Source organism: Rhizobium sp. CC-YZS058, from assembly GCF_034720595.1.
Classification (GTDB): domain Bacteria; phylum Pseudomonadota; class Alphaproteobacteria; order Rhizobiales; family Rhizobiaceae; genus Ferranicluibacter.
This window is the reverse complement of record NZ_JAYESJ010000001.1, coordinates 1906202-1923212: the sequence shown is the minus strand read 5'-3', so window position 1 is coordinate 1923212 and position 17011 is coordinate 1906202. Positions and strand designations below refer to the sequence as shown.

The window sequence follows — 17011 nt, the reverse complement described above, 5'->3', positions numbered from 1 at the left end:
CCTCTGAGCGTTCGCTCACAAGGCACTGTTATATCCCGACATTCGGCCGGTCGATCACTTCGCGCAGAGAAAAGCTGGAGTTGATCCGCACGACATGCGGCAGGGCGGAAAGCCAGTCTCGGTGGATGCGCTCGTAATCCTCCAGGTCGCGGGCGGCAACGCGCAGGATATAGTCATACTCGCCTGACATCAGGTAGCAGACCAGCACGTTCGGACAGAGCTTCACCGCCGCTTCGAACTCCGAGAGCGTGCGGGCGAACTGGCCGGACAGCGAGATATGGACGATGGCCATGATCTTGTAATCCAGCGCCTTGTGAGACAGGCGGGCGTGGTAGCCGGTGATGACCCCCGATCGCTCCAGCATGTCGAGCCGACGCGAACAGGCGGAAGCGGAGAGGCCGACACGTTCGGCGAGCTCGGCGTTGGAGATCCGGCCCTCTCGCTGCAAGGTGCGTAAGATGGCCTGATCGATGCTGTCGAGCGCACTCATGTGTGGATCCTTCGACGAATGTCCCATTTCACGCAAGAAACGATCATTTGCGCTGGTTCGCAAGCGCATCTTTGCAAGGACATGAGGCGTCGAAGCTGCTTGACTGTCGGACGAGGACACGCAGGAGGACAGGATGCGCGTTGGTTGCCCGAAGGAAATCAAGAACCATGAATATCGCGTCGGGCTGACCCCCGGCGCAGTCCGTGAATATGTGGCCCATGGCCATGAGGTGGTGATCGAAACCAAGGCCGGGGCAGGGATCGGCGCGGAAGACGATGCCTATCGCGCGGCCGGCGCCAAGATCGTTTCGTCGGCTAGGGAGATCTTCGAAAAGGCCGACATGGTCGTGAAGGTCAAGGAGCCCCAGCCGGAGGAATGGGCGCAGCTGCGGGAGGGGCAGCTCCTCTACACCTATCTGCATCTCGCGCCCGATCCGCGTCAGACGGAGGGCCTGCTCGGCTCCGGCGTCACGGCGATCGCCTATGAAACGGTCACCGACGAGCGTGGCGGCCTGCCCTTGCTGGCGCCGATGTCGGAAGTGGCCGGCCGCCTGGCGATCCAGGCCGGGGCGACGGCGCTGCAGAAGGCCCATGGCGGCCGCGGCATCCTGCTCGGCGGCGTGCCGGGCGTTCTGCCGGCCAAGGTCACCGTGCTCGGCGGCGGTGTCGTGGGCCTGCATGCGGCGCGCATGGCCGTCGGCCTCGGCGCGGACGTGACGATTCTCGACCGCTCCCTCCCGCGTCTTCGCCAGCTGGACGAACTTTTCGCCGGACGTGTCCATACCCGCTATTCGACGATCGACGCCCTGGAGGAAGAGGTCTTCTCGGCCGATCTCGTGATCGGCGCGGTGCTGATTCCGGGCGCAGCGGCACCGAAGCTCGTGACGCGCGAGATGCTGTCGGGCATGAAGCGCGGTTCGGTCATCGTCGACGTGGCGATCGACCAGGGCGGCTGCTTCGAAACCTCGAAAGCCACGACCCATTCCGACCCCACCTTTGAGGTCGACGGTGTCGTGCATTACTGCGTGGCGAACATGCCGGGCGCCGTGCCGGTAACGTCCGCGGCAGCGCTCAACAATGCGACGCTGCACTACGGACTGCAGCTCGCCGACCGCGGCCTCGCCGCGCTGACCGAAAACCGCCACCTGCGCAACGGCCTCAACGTCCATCGCGGCCGCGTCACCAACCTCGCAGTCGCCGAAGCCCTCGGCTACGAGGGCCATGCGCCGGAGACGCTGCTGAAGAGCGCGTAACGGCTCAGCCGTCCATCAAAGCCCGCGTGCGAGCGCGAGGAGTTCGGCGTCGGTCAGGGGTGCGAGCTCGGCCTGGTGGGTGGAGATGGGGTTGAAGCCGAAGCGTTGGTAGAGTTGCAGGGCGCGGGGATGGTCGAGATCGTTGGTCTCGACCGTCACCCGCTTGGGCCCATAGCTCCAGCAGGCATAGAGCGCCTGCAGCAGAAACCACTTGCCAAGGCCGAGGCCGAGCGCGCGCTCGAACAGGCCGAAATGGGTCAGCTCGACCGTGTCCTCGTCCTTGTGGAAGATCTCGAAGAAGCCGGCCGGCGCGCCGTTGACATAGAGAACGGTCACGCAGTTGCGCTTGTCGTGGAGATGCGCGGTCAGCGCCTCCTCGCTCAGCCGCAGCCGGTCCACCCACTGCCAGCGGCGGCCGACCTGCAGATAGAGGAAGCGGTAATAGGCGAGCGGAATTTCCGGCACGCGCATCAGGGCAGTCTGGATATTGGCCGGAAAGGGCAGGCTCTGCTTGGGCGGCGCCACCATTTCCAGCCTGGTGATATGGACCGCGATGGGGTCCGGCGTTGCATCAATCGCCCCATCATCACCCGCAAGGCCCAGAGCCTCGCTCGCATCTGCATTGTCCGTCACGTCAGCCCTTTCCGTGCATCGCTCCGCCGTCAGGCCTTGCCTGTGACGACCTTGGTCTCCGGCCGGCTGCCCCATTCCGACCAGGAGCCATCGTAAAGGGAATTGTTCTTGTGTCCAATCGATTGCAGCGCCAGCGAAAGCACCGCGGCGGTGATGCCGGAGCCGCAGCTTGTCACCACCGGCTTCGTCAGGTCTATCCCCGCCTCTTCGATCATGGCCTTCAGCGCGGGCAGAGGCTTCAGCCGCCCCTGGTCGGCAAAGGCGGTGGCCGGCAGGCTGCGTGCGCCCGGCATATGGCCGGACCGCATGCCGGCGCGGGGCTCGGGCTCCTCGCCGGTGAAGCGGCCGGCGCTGCGCGCATCGGCGATCTGCCGGCTCTGGTCGTCGACGATCCGGGTCATCTCCTCGAAGGAGGTGACAGCCGTTTCGTCGAAGCGGGGCGTGAAGGTCGCGATGTCGATGACGGTGCGCTCCGCCGTCACCGGCCGCCCTTCCGCCTTCCAGGCATCGAAACCCCCATCGAGAAGATAGACCGTCTCTGCCCCCATGGTGCGCAGCATCCACCAGACGCGCGGCGCGGAGAACAGGCCCGGTCCATCATAGACGACGATCGTATCCGTCTCCGACAGGCCGAGCGCGCCGACGCCGCCGGCAAATCCGACGGGCGAGAGCAACGTATGCGGCAGGCCGCTGGTGGGGTCCGACAAGCCCTCGTGGTCGAAGAACACGGCGCCCGGAATGTGGCCGGCATCATACTCCGCCTTGGCGTCGCGCTTCTGGGCCGGGAGGTACCAGGACGCATCGACGATCCGAAGGTTCGGAGCGCCCAGCCTCTGCTGGAGCCAATCGGCAGACACGACGAAGGGGCTTTTCTCGGCAGTCATGGCAGTCTCCTCCTCAAAAGACGGGGCGGGCGCGGTCAGGCGGCGGGGGTGCCGAAGCGGATGCGCAGCCGCCGGCTTTCCTTGCCCTTTTTCTCGATCTTGGAAATGTAGATCTCGCCCACTTCCTGCGTCTCCGACACATGGGTGCCGCCGCAGGGCTGGCTGTCGATCGCGGAGTCCTCGCCGATGCACACGAGGCTGATCCGGCCGAGGCCCATCGGCGGGCGGACGTTCTTGGAGCGGACGATGCCGGGATTGGCGGCCAGCTCCCCATCGGTGATCCACTTGAGAAAGACCGGATGATTCTCGCGCACCAGCTGCATCAGCCGTTGGGTGATCTCATCCTTGTCGACGAGATCGCTGAGGTCGAAATCGACCCGGCTCTCCTCCTCGCCGACAGCCGCGCCGGTAATGGGGTAGGGGAGCACGACGGAGAGCAGGTGGCAGGCGGTGTGCATGCGCATCAGCCTGTAGCGGCGGGGCCAGTCGATATGCAGCGTCAGCGCCTCGCCGACTTCCGGCCGCGCTGCCCCCTCGGCCGGCATATGCACGATGTCGTTCTTGGTCTCGCCGGTGCGCGTTGTGACGATTCCGATCATCGACCCGTCCGCGCGCTCCAGCGTGCCGCTGTCACCGGGTTGGCCGCCGGAGGTGGCGTAGAAGCAGGTGCGGTCCAGCACGATGCCGCCATCCTCCAGCACCGCCACCACCCGCGCCTCCGCGGTCGAAAGATAGAAATCGTCGCGGAAAAGGGCATCGGTGGCGGTCATGCGGCGGGTTATCCAACAGGCTCGTAAGGGACGGTGATGGTCGACGCCCGGGTGAGCCAGGACGGGACCGGCAGGCTCTTCGACCGCAGGAAGTCCGGGTTGAACAGCTTCGACTGATAGCGATTACCATAGTCGCACAGGATGGTCACGATCGTGTGGCCGGGCCCGAGATCCTTGGCGAGGCGGATGGCCCCGGCGATGTTCACGCCCGAGGACCCGCCAAGGCACAGGCCTTCCTGCTCGATGAGGTCGAAGACGAGCGGGATCGCTTCGCTGTCGGCGATGCGGTAGGCGTAATCAGGCGTAAAACCTTCTAGATTGGCCGTGATCCGGCCCTGGCCGATACCTTCGGTGATCGACGAGCCGGGGGAGGCGAATTCGCCGGTCGTGTAATAGGAATAAAGCGCAGCGCCCTCCGGATCGGCGAGGCCGATCTTCACGTCCGGCTTGACGCGGCGAAGGCCTTCCGCAACCCCGGCCAAGGTGCCGCCCGAACCGACGGCGCAAACGAAGCCGTCCACCTTGCCGTCTGTATCGCGCCAGATCTCCGGTGCGGTCGAATCGATATGCGCCTGGCGATTGGCGATATTGTCGAACTGGTTCGCCCAGATCGCGCCGTTCGGTTCGCTTTCGGCCAGTTGGGCGGCGAGACGGCCGGAGAGACGGACGTAATTGTTCGGGTTCTTGTAGGGCGCGGCCGGCACCTCGACGAGCTCGGCGCCGAGCAGGCGCAGCGCATCCTTCTTTTCCTGGCTCTGCGTCTCCGGGATGACGATGACGGTGCGATAGCCGAGCGCCTGGGCCACGAGAGCCAGCCCGATGCCGGTATTGCCGGCCGTGCCTTCGACGATGACGCCGCCCGGCTTCAGCTTGCCCTCACGCTCCGCCTGCCGGATGATCCAGAGCGCCGCACGGTCCTTCACCGATTGGCCGGGATTGAGGAACTCGGCCTTGCCGAGAATCTCGCAGCCGGTCGCCTCGGAGGCAGCCTTGAGGCGGATGAGCGGCGTGTTGCCGATGGCATCGAGGACGGTGGGCAGGGCAGACATCGGGCGGGGAACCTCACGAAAGAAGCGCGGTTAGCGCAGGGCAGGCTGGGTGTGACATAATCATGCACCTGGGTGGCGGCAAGGCCGGACGGGACGGCGCTGAAGATGAGGAGCATGGTCACGCGACCAGATGGGGATCATCAAGGGAATGACGCATTTTCGACGCGGCCGGCAAAGACTTCAAGAAATTCTGTTTCGCAGCCGTGAAGTCTCAGGGTAAAACAAACCGCGTTCTTCGGAAATGCACCGTGCGATGATCCGCTCGTCCATCCGCATCGTAGGGAAGGGAAGACCAGGAAAGGGGCCCATGACACGACAGGAGTTCGATACGGTGGATGCGTTGCTGGCGCATTATGCGGCGGGCATGCTGCCTGAGCCCGTTCGTGTGCTCATTGAGGCACATCTCGAGATCAAGCCGGACAATCGGCCGGTCGTGGCGAAGTATGAGGCTGCGGGGGGGGATATGCTGGATCGGGTCGAACCGGCTGCGCTAAGCAACCGCGACGCCCTTCTGCGCCAGATCCTCGAAGCGCCGCCGCTGACGATCGACCTGCCGCGCGCGCCCCCCTCGAAGGGTGCCGTCCTGCCGCAGGCGATTCGAGATTTCGTCGGCCGTGATCTCGACGACCTCGCCTGGAAGACCAAGCTGCCGGGTCTCAAGGAGCATGTGATCGGCAAGATGGACGGCTGCGAAGTCGGCTTCTTCTGGATCCGTCCGGGCCGCGCCGTGCCGGCGCATACGCATGAAGGCTTCGAACTGTCGCTGGTGTTGACCGGTGCCTTCAACGATGCGCGCGGACGCTTTGCGCGCGGCGATATTTCCGTTGCCGATGACGGCCTCGACCATCGTCCGGTGGCGGAAGAAGGCGAGCCGTGCATCGTCTTTTCCGTCACCGATGCACCGCTGAAACTGACCGGATCGTTCCGCCAGCGCCTGGGCGACCTGATCGGGTGAAGCCGCGTGTTCCGGCCCGCGAAGCGCAAATGTGATCGGGTCGGAGGATCGAAGCCGGGGCATTGCACGCTAGGTTTCCCCGGTAGATGGCCGAATGGGAGACGCCTGACATGACCGACTTCACCGCACGCCCGGATCATGGCCTCGCCTGGGTCACCGGCGCGAGTTCGGGGATCGGTCGAGCTCTGGCACTGAAGCTGGTGGAAAAGGGGTTCTCGGTCGTCGTCACGGCGCGCGACCACGATAAGCTCGTCGCCCTTCAGCATGCGGCCAAAGGCCCGGGACGGATCATCGTGCTCGACGGCGATGTCACAGACCCCGAGGACATGGAGCGCCTTCTCGCCGCGATCGAATATGAGCACGGGACGCTGGCGCTGACGGTGCTGAACGCCGGGGTCTATCTGCCCGTCCATGGCGAAGACCTGCACCGCGAGGATTTCGAAAAGACCTTCTCGGTCAACCTCAACGGCGTCGTCAATTGTCTGCTGCCGGCCATCCGCCACATGAAGGCGCGCGGTCAGGGGCAGATCGCCATCGTCTCATCGGTAACGGGCTATGGTGGGCTGCCGACCAGCGCGGCCTATGGCGCGACGAAGGCGGCGCTGATCAATCTGGCCGAGAGTCTGAAGTTCGATCTCGACAAGCAGGGGATCCGGATCCAGATCATCAACCCGGGCTTCGTCGACACACCGGCCACGAAGAACAACGCCTTCCCGATGCCGGCGCTGGTGACGCCGGAGGTGGCGGCAGAGCGGATCGTTGCCGGCCTCAACGCCTCCGGCTTCGAGATCACCTTTCCGAGGCGCTTCACCTATGTGCTGAAGCTGCTCCGGCTTCTCCCCTATGGTGCCTATTTCTGGGCCATCAACCGGGCAACCGGCTGGAAGACGCGCCCGCCTGTCACGAGCCGAGGCGCTCCCGACGCTCACACTCCTCCTGCCGAATCGCGAGAGGCAAGCTAGGTCACGACGGCCGTCATGGCCGCGGCGACCCTCTGCCGATGCTCTGGCGCAGGTCGCGCTGCATGCGTTCGTCCAGCGGGAAATTCCACATCAACGCAACGGCGACCAGCTTGAGAGCGACCGGCAGCCAGGCATAGATGGCCGCCAGCGTGAACAGGCTGCTTTCGCTGTTTCCCGCCCCCCGTGCCGGATCGAAACCGGCTGCAGAGAGCAGCGGGAAGACGATGCCGGCGCCGAGCGCGAGCGCGAGCTTGGTGGCAAGCCCCCAGGCCGCGAAATAGAGACCGCTGCGCTGGGCGCCGGTCGCGGCCGTATCAGCGTCGATCACATCCGCCTGAATCGAAGGCGGCAGCGCGAGATCGAAGCCCAGCAACACGCCGGTCATCAGGGTGATCGCCCCGAAGCCGTAGAGACTGCCGGGCGGCAGCAGCGGCGCGAGCGCGAAGATTGCGCAGGCGGCAGACATGGCCAGACACCAGGCGCGGTGCTTGCCCCACCGGCGCGCCGCGACCGTTGCCAGTGGCACGCCGGCGATGGCGCAGAGAAAATAGAGAAACAGCAGCGGCCCCCGCATCTCCGGAAGATCGAGACGCGCCGACACGAAGAACAGGAACAGCGTGGCCGGAATGCCATTGGCAAGCCCGTTGGCGAGGTAGGCAGCAACGAGCCTGCGGAACGGCCGGTTGGCGGCGAGGAACCGCAGGCCCGGCAGCAGCCCGAGGCGCACTTTTGTCCGATCATCGGGCTCGGGAACCCGCAGGACCGTGAGCCCTCCCAGCAGCAGCAGAGCGACACTGACGGAAAGGCCCAGAACCGCCAGTCCCGAGAAGCCCAGCGCTTCGAAGCCGATGGCGAAGGGAAGGACGATGGCGATCAGCGTGCCCACCAGCGTCGCCCCCTCGCGCAGGGCGGAGAGAGCCGTGCGTCCATGATAGTCGCTGACGAGTTCTGCGCCCCAGGCGGAGTAGGGCACCATGGCAAGAGTGAAGCCGAGCGAGGCGACCGATCCCCAGAGCAGCAGATAGCCGGCCCCGGCGCCGTCACCCGGCCAGTAGAGCATGAGCGCCGCGAGAGCCGCGATCGGCAAGGCGCAGAGAAAGAGCAGGCGGCGCCGCCCGAAGGACGGCCGGATGCCATCCGCCAGAGCCCCGACCAGCGGGTCGGACAGGGCATCGACCAGGCGGATCAACAGCACCACCCATCCGGCCGCGGCGATCGGCACGCCCAGCGTCTCGGTATAATAGGTCGGCACCAGCGTGTAGAGCGGCAGGCCGAGGGCTGCGAGCGGCGCGGCGGGGAGGCAATAGAAAAACGCCGTCCGCCGAGGCAGGGCGGCCGCCGGGGCTGGGTCGGCCGCCGTGCGACGATGGGGAGCAGGGGACGTGGTCATCGCGAAGCCGGAAGGAGGTGTGAGGATTGCCTATCGACCCTCTCCTACGCCGGACAGACGCGCGCGGATGCCTATTCGTAGACGACCTGCCGCACATCGATGTTGCGGGCGCGGAAGCCGGCCTCGCAATAGAACAGGTAGAACTCCCAGAGACGCCGGAAGCGCAGATCGAAGCCGAGCGGCTCGATCTTGTCCCACACCTTCCAGAAGCGCAGACGCCATTCGGCAAGCGTGCGGGCATAGTCGAGACCGAAGCCCAGATCGCCGACCATGGCGAGGCCTGCCTTGCGGCCGAGATCCGTCAAATGATCGCGCGTGGGCAGCATGCCGCCGGGGAAGACATATTTCTGGATGAAATCCGGATTGGCGCGGTAGTCGCGGTAGGATTCCGGCTTGATGGTGATGATCTGCAGACCGGCACGCCCGCCCGGCTTCAGGCAGCGGCGAACCTGCGAGAAATAGGTCGACCAATATTTCTCGCCGACAGCCTCGAACATTTCGATCGAGACGATCCGGTCGTAGAGGCCGGTCTCGTCCCGGTAATCCTGGAACTTGATGTCCACCTTGTCGGAGAGGCCCTTGCTCTGCATGCGGGCCCGGGCAAAGTCCAGCTGTTCGCGGCTGATCGTCAGACCCGTCACCCGGCAGCCGATCTCGCTTGCCGCATATTCGGCAAAGCCGCCCCAGCCGCAGCCGATCTCGAGCACATGATCGCCCGGACCGATCTGCGCCGCCTGCGCCAGCGCCTGATACTTGGCCCGCTGCGCGTCCTCCAGATCCTTGGCCCCGTTGGCATAAAGCGCGGAGGAATAGGTCATCGAGGGATCGAGCCACAAGGAATAGAAGGCGTTGCCGAGGTCGTAATGGGCGGAGATGTTGCGCTTCGATCCGGCCTTGGTATTGGCATTGCGCCAATGGCGGAGCTTTTCGACGAAGCGAAGGACGCCGCGGGCACCGTTCGGGAAGCGGCGGCCGAGCTCGGCATTCACCAGAAAGAGTTCCAGAAACGTGCCGACGTCCGGGCTTTCCCAGTCGCCGTCCATATAGCTTTCGGCGACGCCGATGGTGCCCCCGGTCAACGCCCGCTGCGGCAGGTTCCAGTTGTGAAGCGTCGCTTCGGCCGCAGGCCCCGGAAGGCGGCCCTTGATCAGCACGGTGCGGCGGTCGGGAAGCGTCAGCGCCAAGGTGCCCGCTTCCATGTGAACGAGGCCCTTCAAAACCATCTGCGCCTTGGCGGGCAGGCCCGCCATGTAGCGGGTCACATTGTCCTTGGAGAGCCGCTCGATCTTCGACTCACTGCTGCAAAAGGCGTCCGCTGAACTCATTCTCCACCCCCGACAATCATTGCCGCGTACCACAAAATAACCTTATTCCGCCGCCTCGCAAGCCTCGTGATCCTGGCGACGCCCCTGTCGCCAGAGGCTGCTGCGGCCGGGCGGAGCCGGTCTCGGGATATAACGGGCGCCCTTGACCCAGAGTTTCAGCGCTTCCCAGTGGATTCCGGCCAGGATCTTGATCGTCAGGTTCGGAATGCGCGCGACGGAACCGAGGATGCTCCCGCTCGTCAGCGGCAGGAGGCTGCCGGAAAAGGTCGCCGCCAGCATCGGGCCTTCCGCATCCGTCTCCAGGATTCGCCAGCGGATCTGCGACCCCGGCTCGCTGATGCGGAAGTGGTAGCGCATCGCCATCGGCATGAAGGGGGAGACGTGAAAGATCTTGTCGCAGCTCTGCCGGATGCCAGCCGCAGACTGCTCGCCTGCTTCGAGCGGGCAGACATAGGTGTGTCGCTCGCCGAAGGTGTTGCGCACCTCGTAGATCATCGCCGCCAGCCGATCGTGCTTGTCATAAACGTAGTAGAGCGCGATCGGGTTGAACACCCAGCCGAGGATGCGGGGATAGGCGACGAGCACGATGCGCCTTGCTGCGATCTCCAGCTCCAGACCTTCGAGAAGCGACTCGACATAGCGCCGCAGCGGCACGCCCGGCCGATCGCTGTGATCGGCCTGGTGGAAGGAGAGGAGATTGAAGCGATCGACCGAAAAGAGCCGGCTTTGACGGTCGGCTTCGGCGAGGCGGTCGAGATCGAGCCGCAGCGAGAAGACCGAGTAGCGGAACCGGTGCCCGAGCGGCTTCATCCGCTGATGCATGACATGCCCGCGGTAAAGCGCCGCCGCGGCGCTCGTTCTCCCCTCTTCTGCCCGATCCTGCGACGCCATAAGCGTGTCCTATTCCGCCGCTTCCGCGAAGGGAAGGGCAGGCGGGCGCCGCCAGGGGATAATTCCCCCCAACAGTTCCGCTGCCGCAAGACCGGATGCGAGACCGTCTTCATGGAAGCCGTAGCCGGTCCAGGCGCCGGCAAAGAAGGTGTTGCGATCGCCCTGGATCCCGCCAAGCCGCCGCTGCGCCTCCACAGACCGCGCATCGAACTGCGGATGATTGTAGGAAAACTCGGCAAAGACCTTGTCGGCCGCCGGCTCGCGATCCGGGTTCAGCGTGACGAACAGCGGGCACGCCGGGTCGATCGCCTGGAGACTGTTCATCCAGTAGGTGACGGCAACGCTCTGGTCCGCGCCGGGCTTGGTCGAGCGCAGATAGTTCCACGAGGCCCAGGCCTTCTCCCGCTTCGGCATCAGCGCCGGATCGCGGTGGAGAATGACGCGGTTCGGCTGGTAGGGAACGGCGGACAGCAGGTCCCGTTCCTCGCCCGTAGCATCCTGCAGCAGCGCCAGCGACTGGTCGCTGTGGCTGGCGAGGATGACCTTGTCGAACAGGCGCAGGGTGCCATCCGCCTCCGTGACCGCGACGCGTCCGCCTTCGCGACGAATACCGCGAACGGGCGCATTGAGCTTCAGCCGGTCGCCGAGCCGCGCCAACAACTTGTCGAGATAGACACGGCTGCCGCCCGCCACCGTCCGCCAGGGGTGTGGCTTGGCATAGATCAGGCGATGATTGTCGAAGAACTGCACGAAGCGCTCGGCGGGGAAATCCAGCATGCGGGCGGCCGGCGCCGACCAGATGGCGGCTGCCATGGGGATCAGGTAGTTGTTGGTAAAGCCGGGCGAGAAGCCGCGCCAGTTCAGATAATCCCCGATCGAGCGATCTCCGAGCACGCCGGCGCTCCGGTCTGCCAGGCAGGTGCGGTTGAAGCGCAGGATTTCGCGCAGCATCAACAGGAAGGAGGGGCGCAGCATATTGCGCTTCTGCGCGAAGAGGCCAGAGAAGGGTCCTCCCCGCCATTCGAGCGCGCCTTCATCGAGCGAGAGGGAAAAGCTCATGCTGCTGGGATGGGTGACGACCCCGAGCTCGGCAAAAAGCGCGGTGAGGTTGGGGTAGTTCGCCTCATTGTAGACGATGAACCCGGTGTCGACCGAAATCGGCGTTCCGTCATAGTCGATGTCCACGGTCGCCGTATGGCCGCCCGGCCGGTGGTCCTTCTCGTAAAGGGTTACGTCATGGACCGGGGCCAGCGCCCAGGCAGCCGAGGTGCCCGAGACGCCCGACCCGATCACCGCGATCGACAGTCGTCGTCCCGTGTCCGCCGAAGGGCCGTTGCTCGAAAAGGCGAGGGGCGGAGACAGTGTCATGCGGCGTCCTTGAGAGTGCGATAAGCGGCCAGCGCACGATCGCGGGCCTTGGAATGATCGACGATCGGCGAGGGATAGGTTTTACCGAGCGTGATGCCGGCTTCCTTCAGCACCGATGCCGGTGCCTCGGCAGGCCGGTGGATGTATTTGTCGGGGAGGCGGGCCAGTTCCGGCACGTGCTCGCGCACATAGCGGCCCTGCGGGTCGAACTTCTCGCCCTGCGTGGTCGGATTGAAGACCCGGAAGAAGGGGGCGGCATCGGCGCCGCAGCCCGCCACCCACTGCCAATTCATGGCATTGCTGGCCGGGTCCGCATCCACCAATGTATCGCGAAACCAGGCCTCGCCGCGCCGCCAGTCGATCAACAGGTCCTTGACGAGGAAGGAGCCGGTGATCATCCGCACGCGATTGTGCATGATCCCGTGCCGCCAGAGCTGGCGCATTCCGGCATCGACGATCGGATAGCCGGTGAGGCCCTTCGTCCAGGCGGTAAAGTCTCCGGAGTGATCCTGCCAGCCGAGCCGGTCATATTTTCGGTTGAGATTCTCCCACCGCATGTCCGGATTGTGGACCAGAAGGTGGTAGGCGAACTCGCGCCAGACCAGCTCCTTGCGGAAGGTGACGACCTCGCGCTCGGGCGCGTGCTTGAGGCCGCGGGTGGCGTGAAAGACGCGGCGAGGCGAGAGTTCGCCCAATGCCAGATGGGGCGAGAGGCGGGAGGTGCCGTCCTCCCAGGTGTTCTCGCGCGCTGCCGTGTAGCCACCGATGAGATCGTCGAGGAAATGTCTCAACCGGGCTTGAGCGGCCTTTTCGCCCGGCGTCCAGAGGTCGGAAAAGGCGTTGGCCCAGTCAAGCCGCGGCAGCAGAGCGAGAGCCTCGAGCGCATCGGACTTCGGCAGATGTTTTGGGGCGGTGATCGATCGCGGCGCCTCGATCGGCTCCTCCGGCTCGCCCGCAGCTTCGAGCGCCCGCCAGAACGGGGTGTAGACGCGGTAGGGCCCGCCCGTCTTGGTGCGGACCTTGGTAGGTTCGTGGAGAAGTGCGCCGGCAAAGCTTTCCGTTTCGATGCTCTTCTCGCGAAGCGCAGCCTCCAGCGCCGTATCAATCTCTGCGCCCGCCGGGTCGTAGCGGCGGTTCCAGTAGACGGCGGACGCACCGGTTCGTTCGACCAATCTCGGCACGATGTCGATCGCCTCGCCACGGCGCAGGATCAGCGGCGCGCCAAGGCGTTTCAGGTCGTCGCTGAGGGCGGCGAGGGAATGATGCAGCCACCAGGCCTGTGCCTCGCCCAAGGGGCCGGATTCGCCAGGCTCGAGGATGTAAAGAGGGAGGACGGCGCGCCCGGAAGCGACCGCGGCGGCGAGCGCACGATTGTCATCGGTCCGCAGGTCCTTTCGGAACCACAGGATGACCGTTCCCGTCTCCGCCCGCTGTGCCTTCGCCATTGTCCCCGCCATCCTCTATCCGCCGCTGTCTACGGCAGACGAGAAGGGGTGGATCAGGGATCACGGAAAAACAAGATGTTGCTGCGTTTATCCGAAACGACTTTTCAAGAATGATGCCGAGCTCACTGAGACGGCAGACGTCAGAGCGCCCCGCCCGTCACAGGGTTGACCACTGGTCGTTCCGCCTCGTCCGGTGTGCCGCTGGGGACTGCGAAAGGAGGTGCGACAGGCGCATCTTCTTTCTGCTCGGCCTCATCCGCTCGCTCAATCACGTCTTTCGGCGACGATTGTTCGACGTCCGTCCGCTTCTCATCCACCATCGTCCACCTCCGTCAAAGACAAGAGGAAGGCGGGACTGCACGGATAGTTCCCGGAGAGGATGGATGAAGGGATTAGGGAAGGAAAGAGCCAGTAAATGGCTCCCCGGGCCGGATTCGAACCGGCGACCTGTCGATTAACAGTCGAATGCTCTACCGCTGAGCTACCAGGGAACATCTGCGCCGCAGAAGTGATGCTGCTATTACAAACGCTTTCTCGATTTGCCAAGCGCTTTTTCAAAAAAACTTGCCGCCCTGTGGATGAATGCCCATCTTCGCTGCGCATCCCGCGCGGCCCGAGAGACGGGCTATTGCCGCGCGAGACGGCGGCGCGCCCACGCAGGCGCGGGATGCCGTGTGAAACGAAATGAAAGGAAGAGGCATGTCGGATGCCGAAAACCGGGTTCGTCCCGCGGCGCCGCCGCATCTTCAGCTGGGGTCATGGCGGATTCGCTTGCCGCGCTCCCGCTGGCTGCGGGTGCTGATCGGGGTCCTGTTCGTGCTGTTCGGCTGTCTCGGCTTCCTGCCGATCCTCGGCTTCTGGATGATCCCCGTCGGCCTGATCGTCCTGTCGCACGACTTCGCCAGCGTCAGGCGCCGACGCCGCCGCTTTGCCGTCTGGTGGGGTCGACGCCGGCAGGCGAAGGAACAGGCATCGTCATAAGTCACCGATTGAAGCGCTGAAAAGGCAATGGCCCGCACGAGGCGGGCCATGTGAGACTTCACGACCGTAGCTGCTACGGGCCGGTGTACCCGTCAACCAGAGAGCTTACGGCTGCTGCGCCGCGCCGCCGCTCCCGGTCTGCGGTGTAGGATCGCGATCGGCGGGAGCCGGCTGCATGGCTTCGCCAGCCGGCGGCGTATTATCGACCGTGCCTTGGTTCGGGGTTGTGGCGCTCGTATCGTTCGGTGTCGCTGCCGGAGCCGTCTGCCGCGTGGTCGCGGCGTCGTTGTCGACGCTTTCGCCGTAAAATTCCGCGATTCCCCACGCGAGGGCTGCGAGCACCAGTCCGCCGATCAGCACCTTCAAGACCGGCGAACCCTGTCTGCCCTGCCGGGCTTCCGTCGGGGAAAGGGTCACCTTCTTGTTCAGTTCGCTGGTGTTGCGCACGTCGCCGCGCTCGTCGACTACCTTGGCCATGATGTCTCCTCAGGCCGGCTCAGCCGGCGGTTTGATTGCTGGAAGAACGCAACCAAGCCTGTTGTGTTCCCGCAGGCCTCGGCATCGCGAGTCTCTCTCCCTTCCCATTTCGTCGCGACTCGATTCGTGATAGAGAAAGCATGTCGCTGATTTGCGGAGGAGCAAGCGGGCGACCTGTCTGCATTCGGGAGGACGACATGCAGTATTCCGTTCAATTCTTTACATGGACCCCGCGCGAGGGCGTGCACCAGGTTGGCCAGACCATTGCCGTCGAGGCGGTCAACGCCAAGCTCGCCGCTGTCACGCTGCTCGGCGTGCCCCTCGACGAGACGGGCGCCAGCAACAGGCTGGCGGCGCGGGTGTGGGGACGCGAGAATGAGGAGAGGGCGGACTGCGTCTGCTTTTTCTACCATTAGCGTCGGCCGGTGCTCGTGGGCTCGAAACGCGATCCGTTTTTCGCTGATTGAGGGCCTTGTGGAACACATAAGGAACAGCTAGTCTCGTTCTTGATTTGTTTCCAGCGATTCCGGAGCCTCGCCATGCTGACGCGCAAGCAACAGGAACTCTTGATCTTCATCCATGAGCGGCTGAAGGAATCCGGTGTTCCCCCCTCCTTCGACGAGATGAAGGACGCGCTGGCGCTCGCTTCCAAATCCGGCATTCACCGGCTGATCACCGCGCTGGAGGAGCGCGGCTTCATTCGGCGTCTGCCGAACCGGGCTCGTGCGCTGGAGGTGATACGGCTGCCGGAGGCCTATGGCGCCCCGAGCAAGGAACCGCGCCGCAGCTTTTCGCCGAGCGTCATTCAGGGAAGCTTGGGGCAGGAGCCGGCCGCGCCCGCCGCCGCACCGTCCGCGCGGGGTCGGCCCGTTGCGCCGGGCAACGACAACAACAGCGTCTCCGTTCCGGTCATGGGCCGGATTGCAGCGGGTGTGCCGATCTCGGCGATCCAGAACAACACGCATGACATCGCCGTGCCGCTCGACATGATCGGCGTCGGCGAACATTACGCGCTCGAGGTCAAAGGCGATTCGATGATCGAGGCCGGTATTCTCGACGGCGATACGGTCATCATCCGCAACGCCAACAGCGCGAGCCCCGGTGAGATCGTCGTGGCGCTGGTCGATGACGAGGAGGCGACGCTGAAGCGCTTCCGCCGAAAGGGCGCCTCCATCGCACTCGAAGCCGCCAATCCGGCGTATGAGACGCGAATCTTCGGCCCCGAGCGGGTCAAGATCCAGGGCCTTCTGGTCGGCCTGATCCGCCGCTACCACTGACGGTTCACGGGAAAAGGGCAGGCAGGCCGTGCCTGCCTCCCAGCCTGCTCGGTCCGCCTTTCAGACCGTCACCGTCGGTCGATATCGCCATCGCCGCGGATGAACAGCATGCCAACGGCGCCGAAGACGACGACGGCCTGCAGAATAAACATTGGCCATTCCTGTGCCATGCCGAACCTCCCGGGCGCGCCTGCTGCTGCCTACTGCTTACGATCGCGGCGCGCTCGCTCCTCGACCAGACCTAGCGCGCCGTCCGTCCCTTAGAAGGGTGGCGCGGGTGATGGCGATCTCCGCGACCGATGCTGGACGAGAGAGCCTGCGTTTCGCCTTCCCGGCATTGCGGGCTTTGCGACCGGTCTCCCGCATCCACTCTCGCGCCCGTCCGTCCGCGCTCATCGAAGCGAGCCATTCGCTTGTTGCACGGCAAGCTTGTGCAGGGATCGTGCCTGGCTGCGGAACCGCAAGCCCTTTGGCACGTTTGCTGCTCGAATTCGAACGGCGGACATGATGATCGCCGGATGGGGACATGACCATGCCCGGCACAAACGCCGTCCTAGAAGTGCTTGCCTTCGACCGCGCCCCGGATGGCGGCTTGGCCCTGGTCGAGCCGACGATTTCCGCGGCGAGCGAAGATGAAGCGAGGCACGTTGCCCTTCGCCTGGCTGACCAGCATGCCGGCGCTGTCGCGCTGCGCCGGGACACGAGCCCGGCCGTCGGTGAAAGCAGCGCGCCCGTCGTTCTGTTCCAAGCCGGCGAGATCGGCGATTTCGACTAGCGGGATCGTCCCGATCCACTGCTGCCGTTCGCTTCTTCAGAACACGACCACACACCATTCCAGTTTGCCTCCCGCTGCCATCCCTGG

Annotated in this window: 19 protein-coding genes and 1 tRNA gene; 7 read left to right on the top strand and 13 right to left on the bottom strand. The window is 64.9% G+C overall.

Annotated features, from left to right (window positions below; genetic code table 11):
* Positions 1–28 precede the first annotated feature (28 nt).
* A complete protein-coding gene (locus tag U8330_RS09150) occupies positions 29–490 on the bottom strand; it encodes an Lrp/AsnC family transcriptional regulator (RefSeq protein ID WP_323104910.1) in 462 nt (153 codons plus the stop codon).
* A gap of 133 nt (positions 491–623) precedes the next feature.
* Between U8330_RS09150 and ald the strand changes: the two genes are divergently transcribed.
* Positions 624–1742, top strand: coding sequence for an alanine dehydrogenase (ald, locus tag U8330_RS09145; protein ID WP_323104909.1), 1119 nt, complete (start codon positions 624–626; stop codon positions 1740–1742).
* 15 nt (positions 1743–1757) lie between these two features.
* On the opposite strand, the gene U8330_RS09140 is transcribed toward ald, so the two are convergent.
* From U8330_RS09140 to U8330_RS09125, 4 genes are all read right to left on the bottom strand, one after another.
* Positions 1758–2270 carry a GNAT family N-acetyltransferase gene (locus tag U8330_RS09140; RefSeq protein ID WP_323107239.1) on the bottom strand — a complete coding sequence of 171 codons (513 nt, stop codon included), beginning with the start codon at positions 2268–2270 and terminating at the stop codon, positions 1758–1760.
* Between the two features lie 134 nt (positions 2271–2404).
* Positions 2405–3259: a 3-mercaptopyruvate sulfurtransferase gene (sseA, locus tag U8330_RS09135; protein ID WP_323104908.1), complete on the bottom strand. Its 855-nt coding sequence runs from the start codon at positions 3257–3259 to the stop codon at positions 2405–2407.
* 35 nt (positions 3260–3294) lie between these two features.
* Positions 3295–4029 (bottom strand): alanyl-tRNA editing protein, encoded by a 735-nt coding sequence (locus U8330_RS09130; protein ID WP_323104907.1) that lies wholly within the window; start codon positions 4027–4029, stop codon positions 3295–3297.
* An 8-nt stretch (positions 4030–4037) separates the two neighbouring features.
* Positions 4038–5078, bottom strand: a complete 1041-nt coding sequence (locus U8330_RS09125) for a cysteine synthase A (protein WP_323104906.1) — start codon at positions 5076–5078, stop codon at positions 4038–4040.
* Between the two features lie 307 nt (positions 5079–5385).
* Here U8330_RS09125 and U8330_RS09120 point away from each other — a divergent pair, with 307 nt between their 5' ends.
* Together U8330_RS09120 and U8330_RS09115 are read left to right on the top strand one after the other, a co-directional pair.
* Positions 5386–6033, top strand: a complete 648-nt coding sequence (locus U8330_RS09120; protein WP_323104905.1) for a ChrR family anti-sigma-E factor — start codon at positions 5386–5388, stop codon at positions 6031–6033.
* 110 nt (positions 6034–6143) lie between these two features.
* Positions 6144–6995 (top strand): SDR family NAD(P)-dependent oxidoreductase, encoded by an 852-nt coding sequence (locus tag U8330_RS09115; RefSeq protein ID WP_323104904.1) that lies wholly within the window; start codon positions 6144–6146, stop codon positions 6993–6995.
* A gap of 13 nt (positions 6996–7008) precedes the next feature.
* On the opposite strand, the gene U8330_RS09110 is transcribed toward U8330_RS09115, so the two are convergent.
* The 7 genes from U8330_RS09110 to U8330_RS09080 all read right to left on the bottom strand — a co-directional run bounded on the left by U8330_RS09110 (position 7009) and on the right by U8330_RS09080 (position 13905).
* Positions 7009–8385, bottom strand: coding sequence for an MFS transporter (locus U8330_RS09110; protein ID WP_323104903.1), 1377 nt, complete (start codon positions 8383–8385; stop codon positions 7009–7011).
* 71 nt (positions 8386–8456) lie between these two features.
* Positions 8457–9710: a cyclopropane-fatty-acyl-phospholipid synthase family protein gene (locus U8330_RS09105; RefSeq protein ID WP_323104901.1), complete on the bottom strand. Its 1254-nt coding sequence runs from the start codon at positions 9708–9710 to the stop codon at positions 8457–8459.
* A 42-nt stretch (positions 9711–9752) separates the two neighbouring features.
* Entirely contained in the window at positions 9753–10601 is an 849-nt protein-coding gene (locus U8330_RS09100) for a DUF1365 domain-containing protein (RefSeq protein WP_323104899.1), read from the bottom strand.
* Positions 10602–10610: 9 nt separating this feature from the next.
* Positions 10611–11969: an NAD(P)/FAD-dependent oxidoreductase gene (locus tag U8330_RS09095; protein ID WP_323104898.1), complete on the bottom strand. Its 1359-nt coding sequence runs from the start codon at positions 11967–11969 to the stop codon at positions 10611–10613.
* Positions 11966–13414 carry a deoxyribodipyrimidine photo-lyase gene (locus U8330_RS09090; protein ID WP_323104897.1) on the bottom strand — a complete coding sequence of 483 codons (1449 nt, stop codon included), beginning with the start codon at positions 13412–13414 and terminating at the stop codon, positions 11966–11968. The genes U8330_RS09095 and U8330_RS09090 overlap by 4 nt, the downstream gene beginning before the upstream one ends.
* A 140-nt stretch (positions 13415–13554) precedes the next feature.
* Positions 13555–13734 carry a hypothetical protein gene (locus tag U8330_RS09085; RefSeq protein WP_323104896.1) on the bottom strand — a complete coding sequence of 60 codons (180 nt, stop codon included), beginning with the start codon at positions 13732–13734 and terminating at the stop codon, positions 13555–13557.
* 96 nt (positions 13735–13830) lie between these two features.
* Positions 13831–13905: transfer RNA gene (locus U8330_RS09080), tRNA-Asn, on the bottom strand.
* A gap of 208 nt (positions 13906–14113) precedes the next feature.
* Between U8330_RS09080 and U8330_RS09075 the strand changes: the two genes are divergently transcribed.
* Positions 14114–14395, top strand: a complete 282-nt coding sequence (locus U8330_RS09075; protein ID WP_323104894.1) for a hypothetical protein — start codon at positions 14114–14116, stop codon at positions 14393–14395.
* A gap of 105 nt (positions 14396–14500) precedes the next feature.
* Here U8330_RS09075 and U8330_RS09070 read toward each other — a convergent pair whose 3' ends face one another.
* Complete coding sequence (locus U8330_RS09070; protein WP_323104893.1) at positions 14501–14872, bottom strand: hypothetical protein; 372 nt, start codon at positions 14870–14872, stop codon at positions 14501–14503.
* A gap of 197 nt (positions 14873–15069) precedes the next feature.
* Here U8330_RS09070 and U8330_RS09065 point away from each other — a divergent pair, with 197 nt between their 5' ends.
* The 3 genes from U8330_RS09065 to U8330_RS09055 all read left to right on the top strand — a co-directional run bounded on the left by U8330_RS09065 (position 15070) and on the right by U8330_RS09055 (position 16924).
* Positions 15070–15288 (top strand): hypothetical protein, encoded by a 219-nt coding sequence (locus U8330_RS09065; RefSeq protein ID WP_323104892.1) that lies wholly within the window; start codon positions 15070–15072, stop codon positions 15286–15288.
* 123 nt (positions 15289–15411) lie between these two features.
* Positions 15412–16149: a transcriptional repressor LexA gene (lexA, locus tag U8330_RS09060; RefSeq protein WP_323104891.1), complete on the top strand. Its 738-nt coding sequence runs from the start codon at positions 15412–15414 to the stop codon at positions 16147–16149.
* A gap of 532 nt (positions 16150–16681) precedes the next feature.
* Complete coding sequence (locus tag U8330_RS09055; RefSeq protein WP_323104890.1) at positions 16682–16924, top strand: hypothetical protein; 243 nt, start codon at positions 16682–16684, stop codon at positions 16922–16924.
* Positions 16925–17011 lie beyond the last annotated feature (87 nt).

Coding starts and splice junctions, on each gene's coding strand:
- U8330_RS09120 (WP_323104905.1), top strand. CDS start 5,386: ATGACACGACAGGAGTTCGATACGGTGGATGCGTTGCTGGCGCATTAT.
- U8330_RS09115 (WP_323104904.1), top strand. CDS start 6,144: ATGACCGACTTCACCGCACGCCCGGATCATGGCCTCGCCTGGGTCACC.
- U8330_RS09130 (WP_323104907.1), bottom strand. CDS start 4,029: ATGACCGCCACCGATGCCCTTTTCCGCGACGATTTCTATCTTTCGACC.
- U8330_RS09070 (WP_323104893.1), bottom strand. CDS start 14,872: ATGGCCAAGGTAGTCGACGAGCGCGGCGACGTGCGCAACACCAGCGAA.
- U8330_RS09125 (WP_323104906.1), bottom strand. CDS start 5,078: ATGTCTGCCCTGCCCACCGTCCTCGATGCCATCGGCAACACGCCGCTC.
- U8330_RS09110 (WP_323104903.1), bottom strand. CDS start 8,385: ATGACCACGTCCCCTGCTCCCCATCGTCGCACGGCGGCCGACCCAGCC.
- U8330_RS09090 (WP_323104897.1), bottom strand. CDS start 13,414: ATGGCGAAGGCACAGCGGGCGGAGACGGGAACGGTCATCCTGTGGTTC.
- U8330_RS09150 (WP_323104910.1), bottom strand. CDS start 490: ATGAGTGCGCTCGACAGCATCGATCAGGCCATCTTACGCACCTTGCAG.
- U8330_RS09095 (WP_323104898.1), bottom strand. CDS start 11,969: ATGACACTGTCTCCGCCCCTCGCCTTTTCGAGCAACGGCCCTTCGGCG.
- sseA (WP_323104908.1), bottom strand. CDS start 3,259: ATGACTGCCGAGAAAAGCCCCTTCGTCGTGTCTGCCGATTGGCTCCAG.
- lexA (WP_323104891.1), top strand. CDS start 15,412: ATGCTGACGCGCAAGCAACAGGAACTCTTGATCTTCATCCATGAGCGG.
- U8330_RS09085 (WP_323104896.1), bottom strand. CDS start 13,734: ATGGTGGATGAGAAGCGGACGGACGTCGAACAATCGTCGCCGAAAGAC.
- U8330_RS09140 (WP_323107239.1), bottom strand. CDS start 2,270: ATGGTGGCGCCGCCCAAGCAGAGCCTGCCCTTTCCGGCCAATATCCAG.
- U8330_RS09065 (WP_323104892.1), top strand. CDS start 15,070: ATGCAGTATTCCGTTCAATTCTTTACATGGACCCCGCGCGAGGGCGTG.
- U8330_RS09075 (WP_323104894.1), top strand. CDS start 14,114: ATGTCGGATGCCGAAAACCGGGTTCGTCCCGCGGCGCCGCCGCATCTT.
- U8330_RS09105 (WP_323104901.1), bottom strand. CDS start 9,710: ATGAGTTCAGCGGACGCCTTTTGCAGCAGTGAGTCGAAGATCGAGCGG.
- U8330_RS09055 (WP_323104890.1), top strand. CDS start 16,682: ATGCCCGGCACAAACGCCGTCCTAGAAGTGCTTGCCTTCGACCGCGCC.
- ald (WP_323104909.1), top strand. CDS start 624: ATGCGCGTTGGTTGCCCGAAGGAAATCAAGAACCATGAATATCGCGTC.
- U8330_RS09100 (WP_323104899.1), bottom strand. CDS start 10,601: ATGGCGTCGCAGGATCGGGCAGAAGAGGGGAGAACGAGCGCCGCGGCG.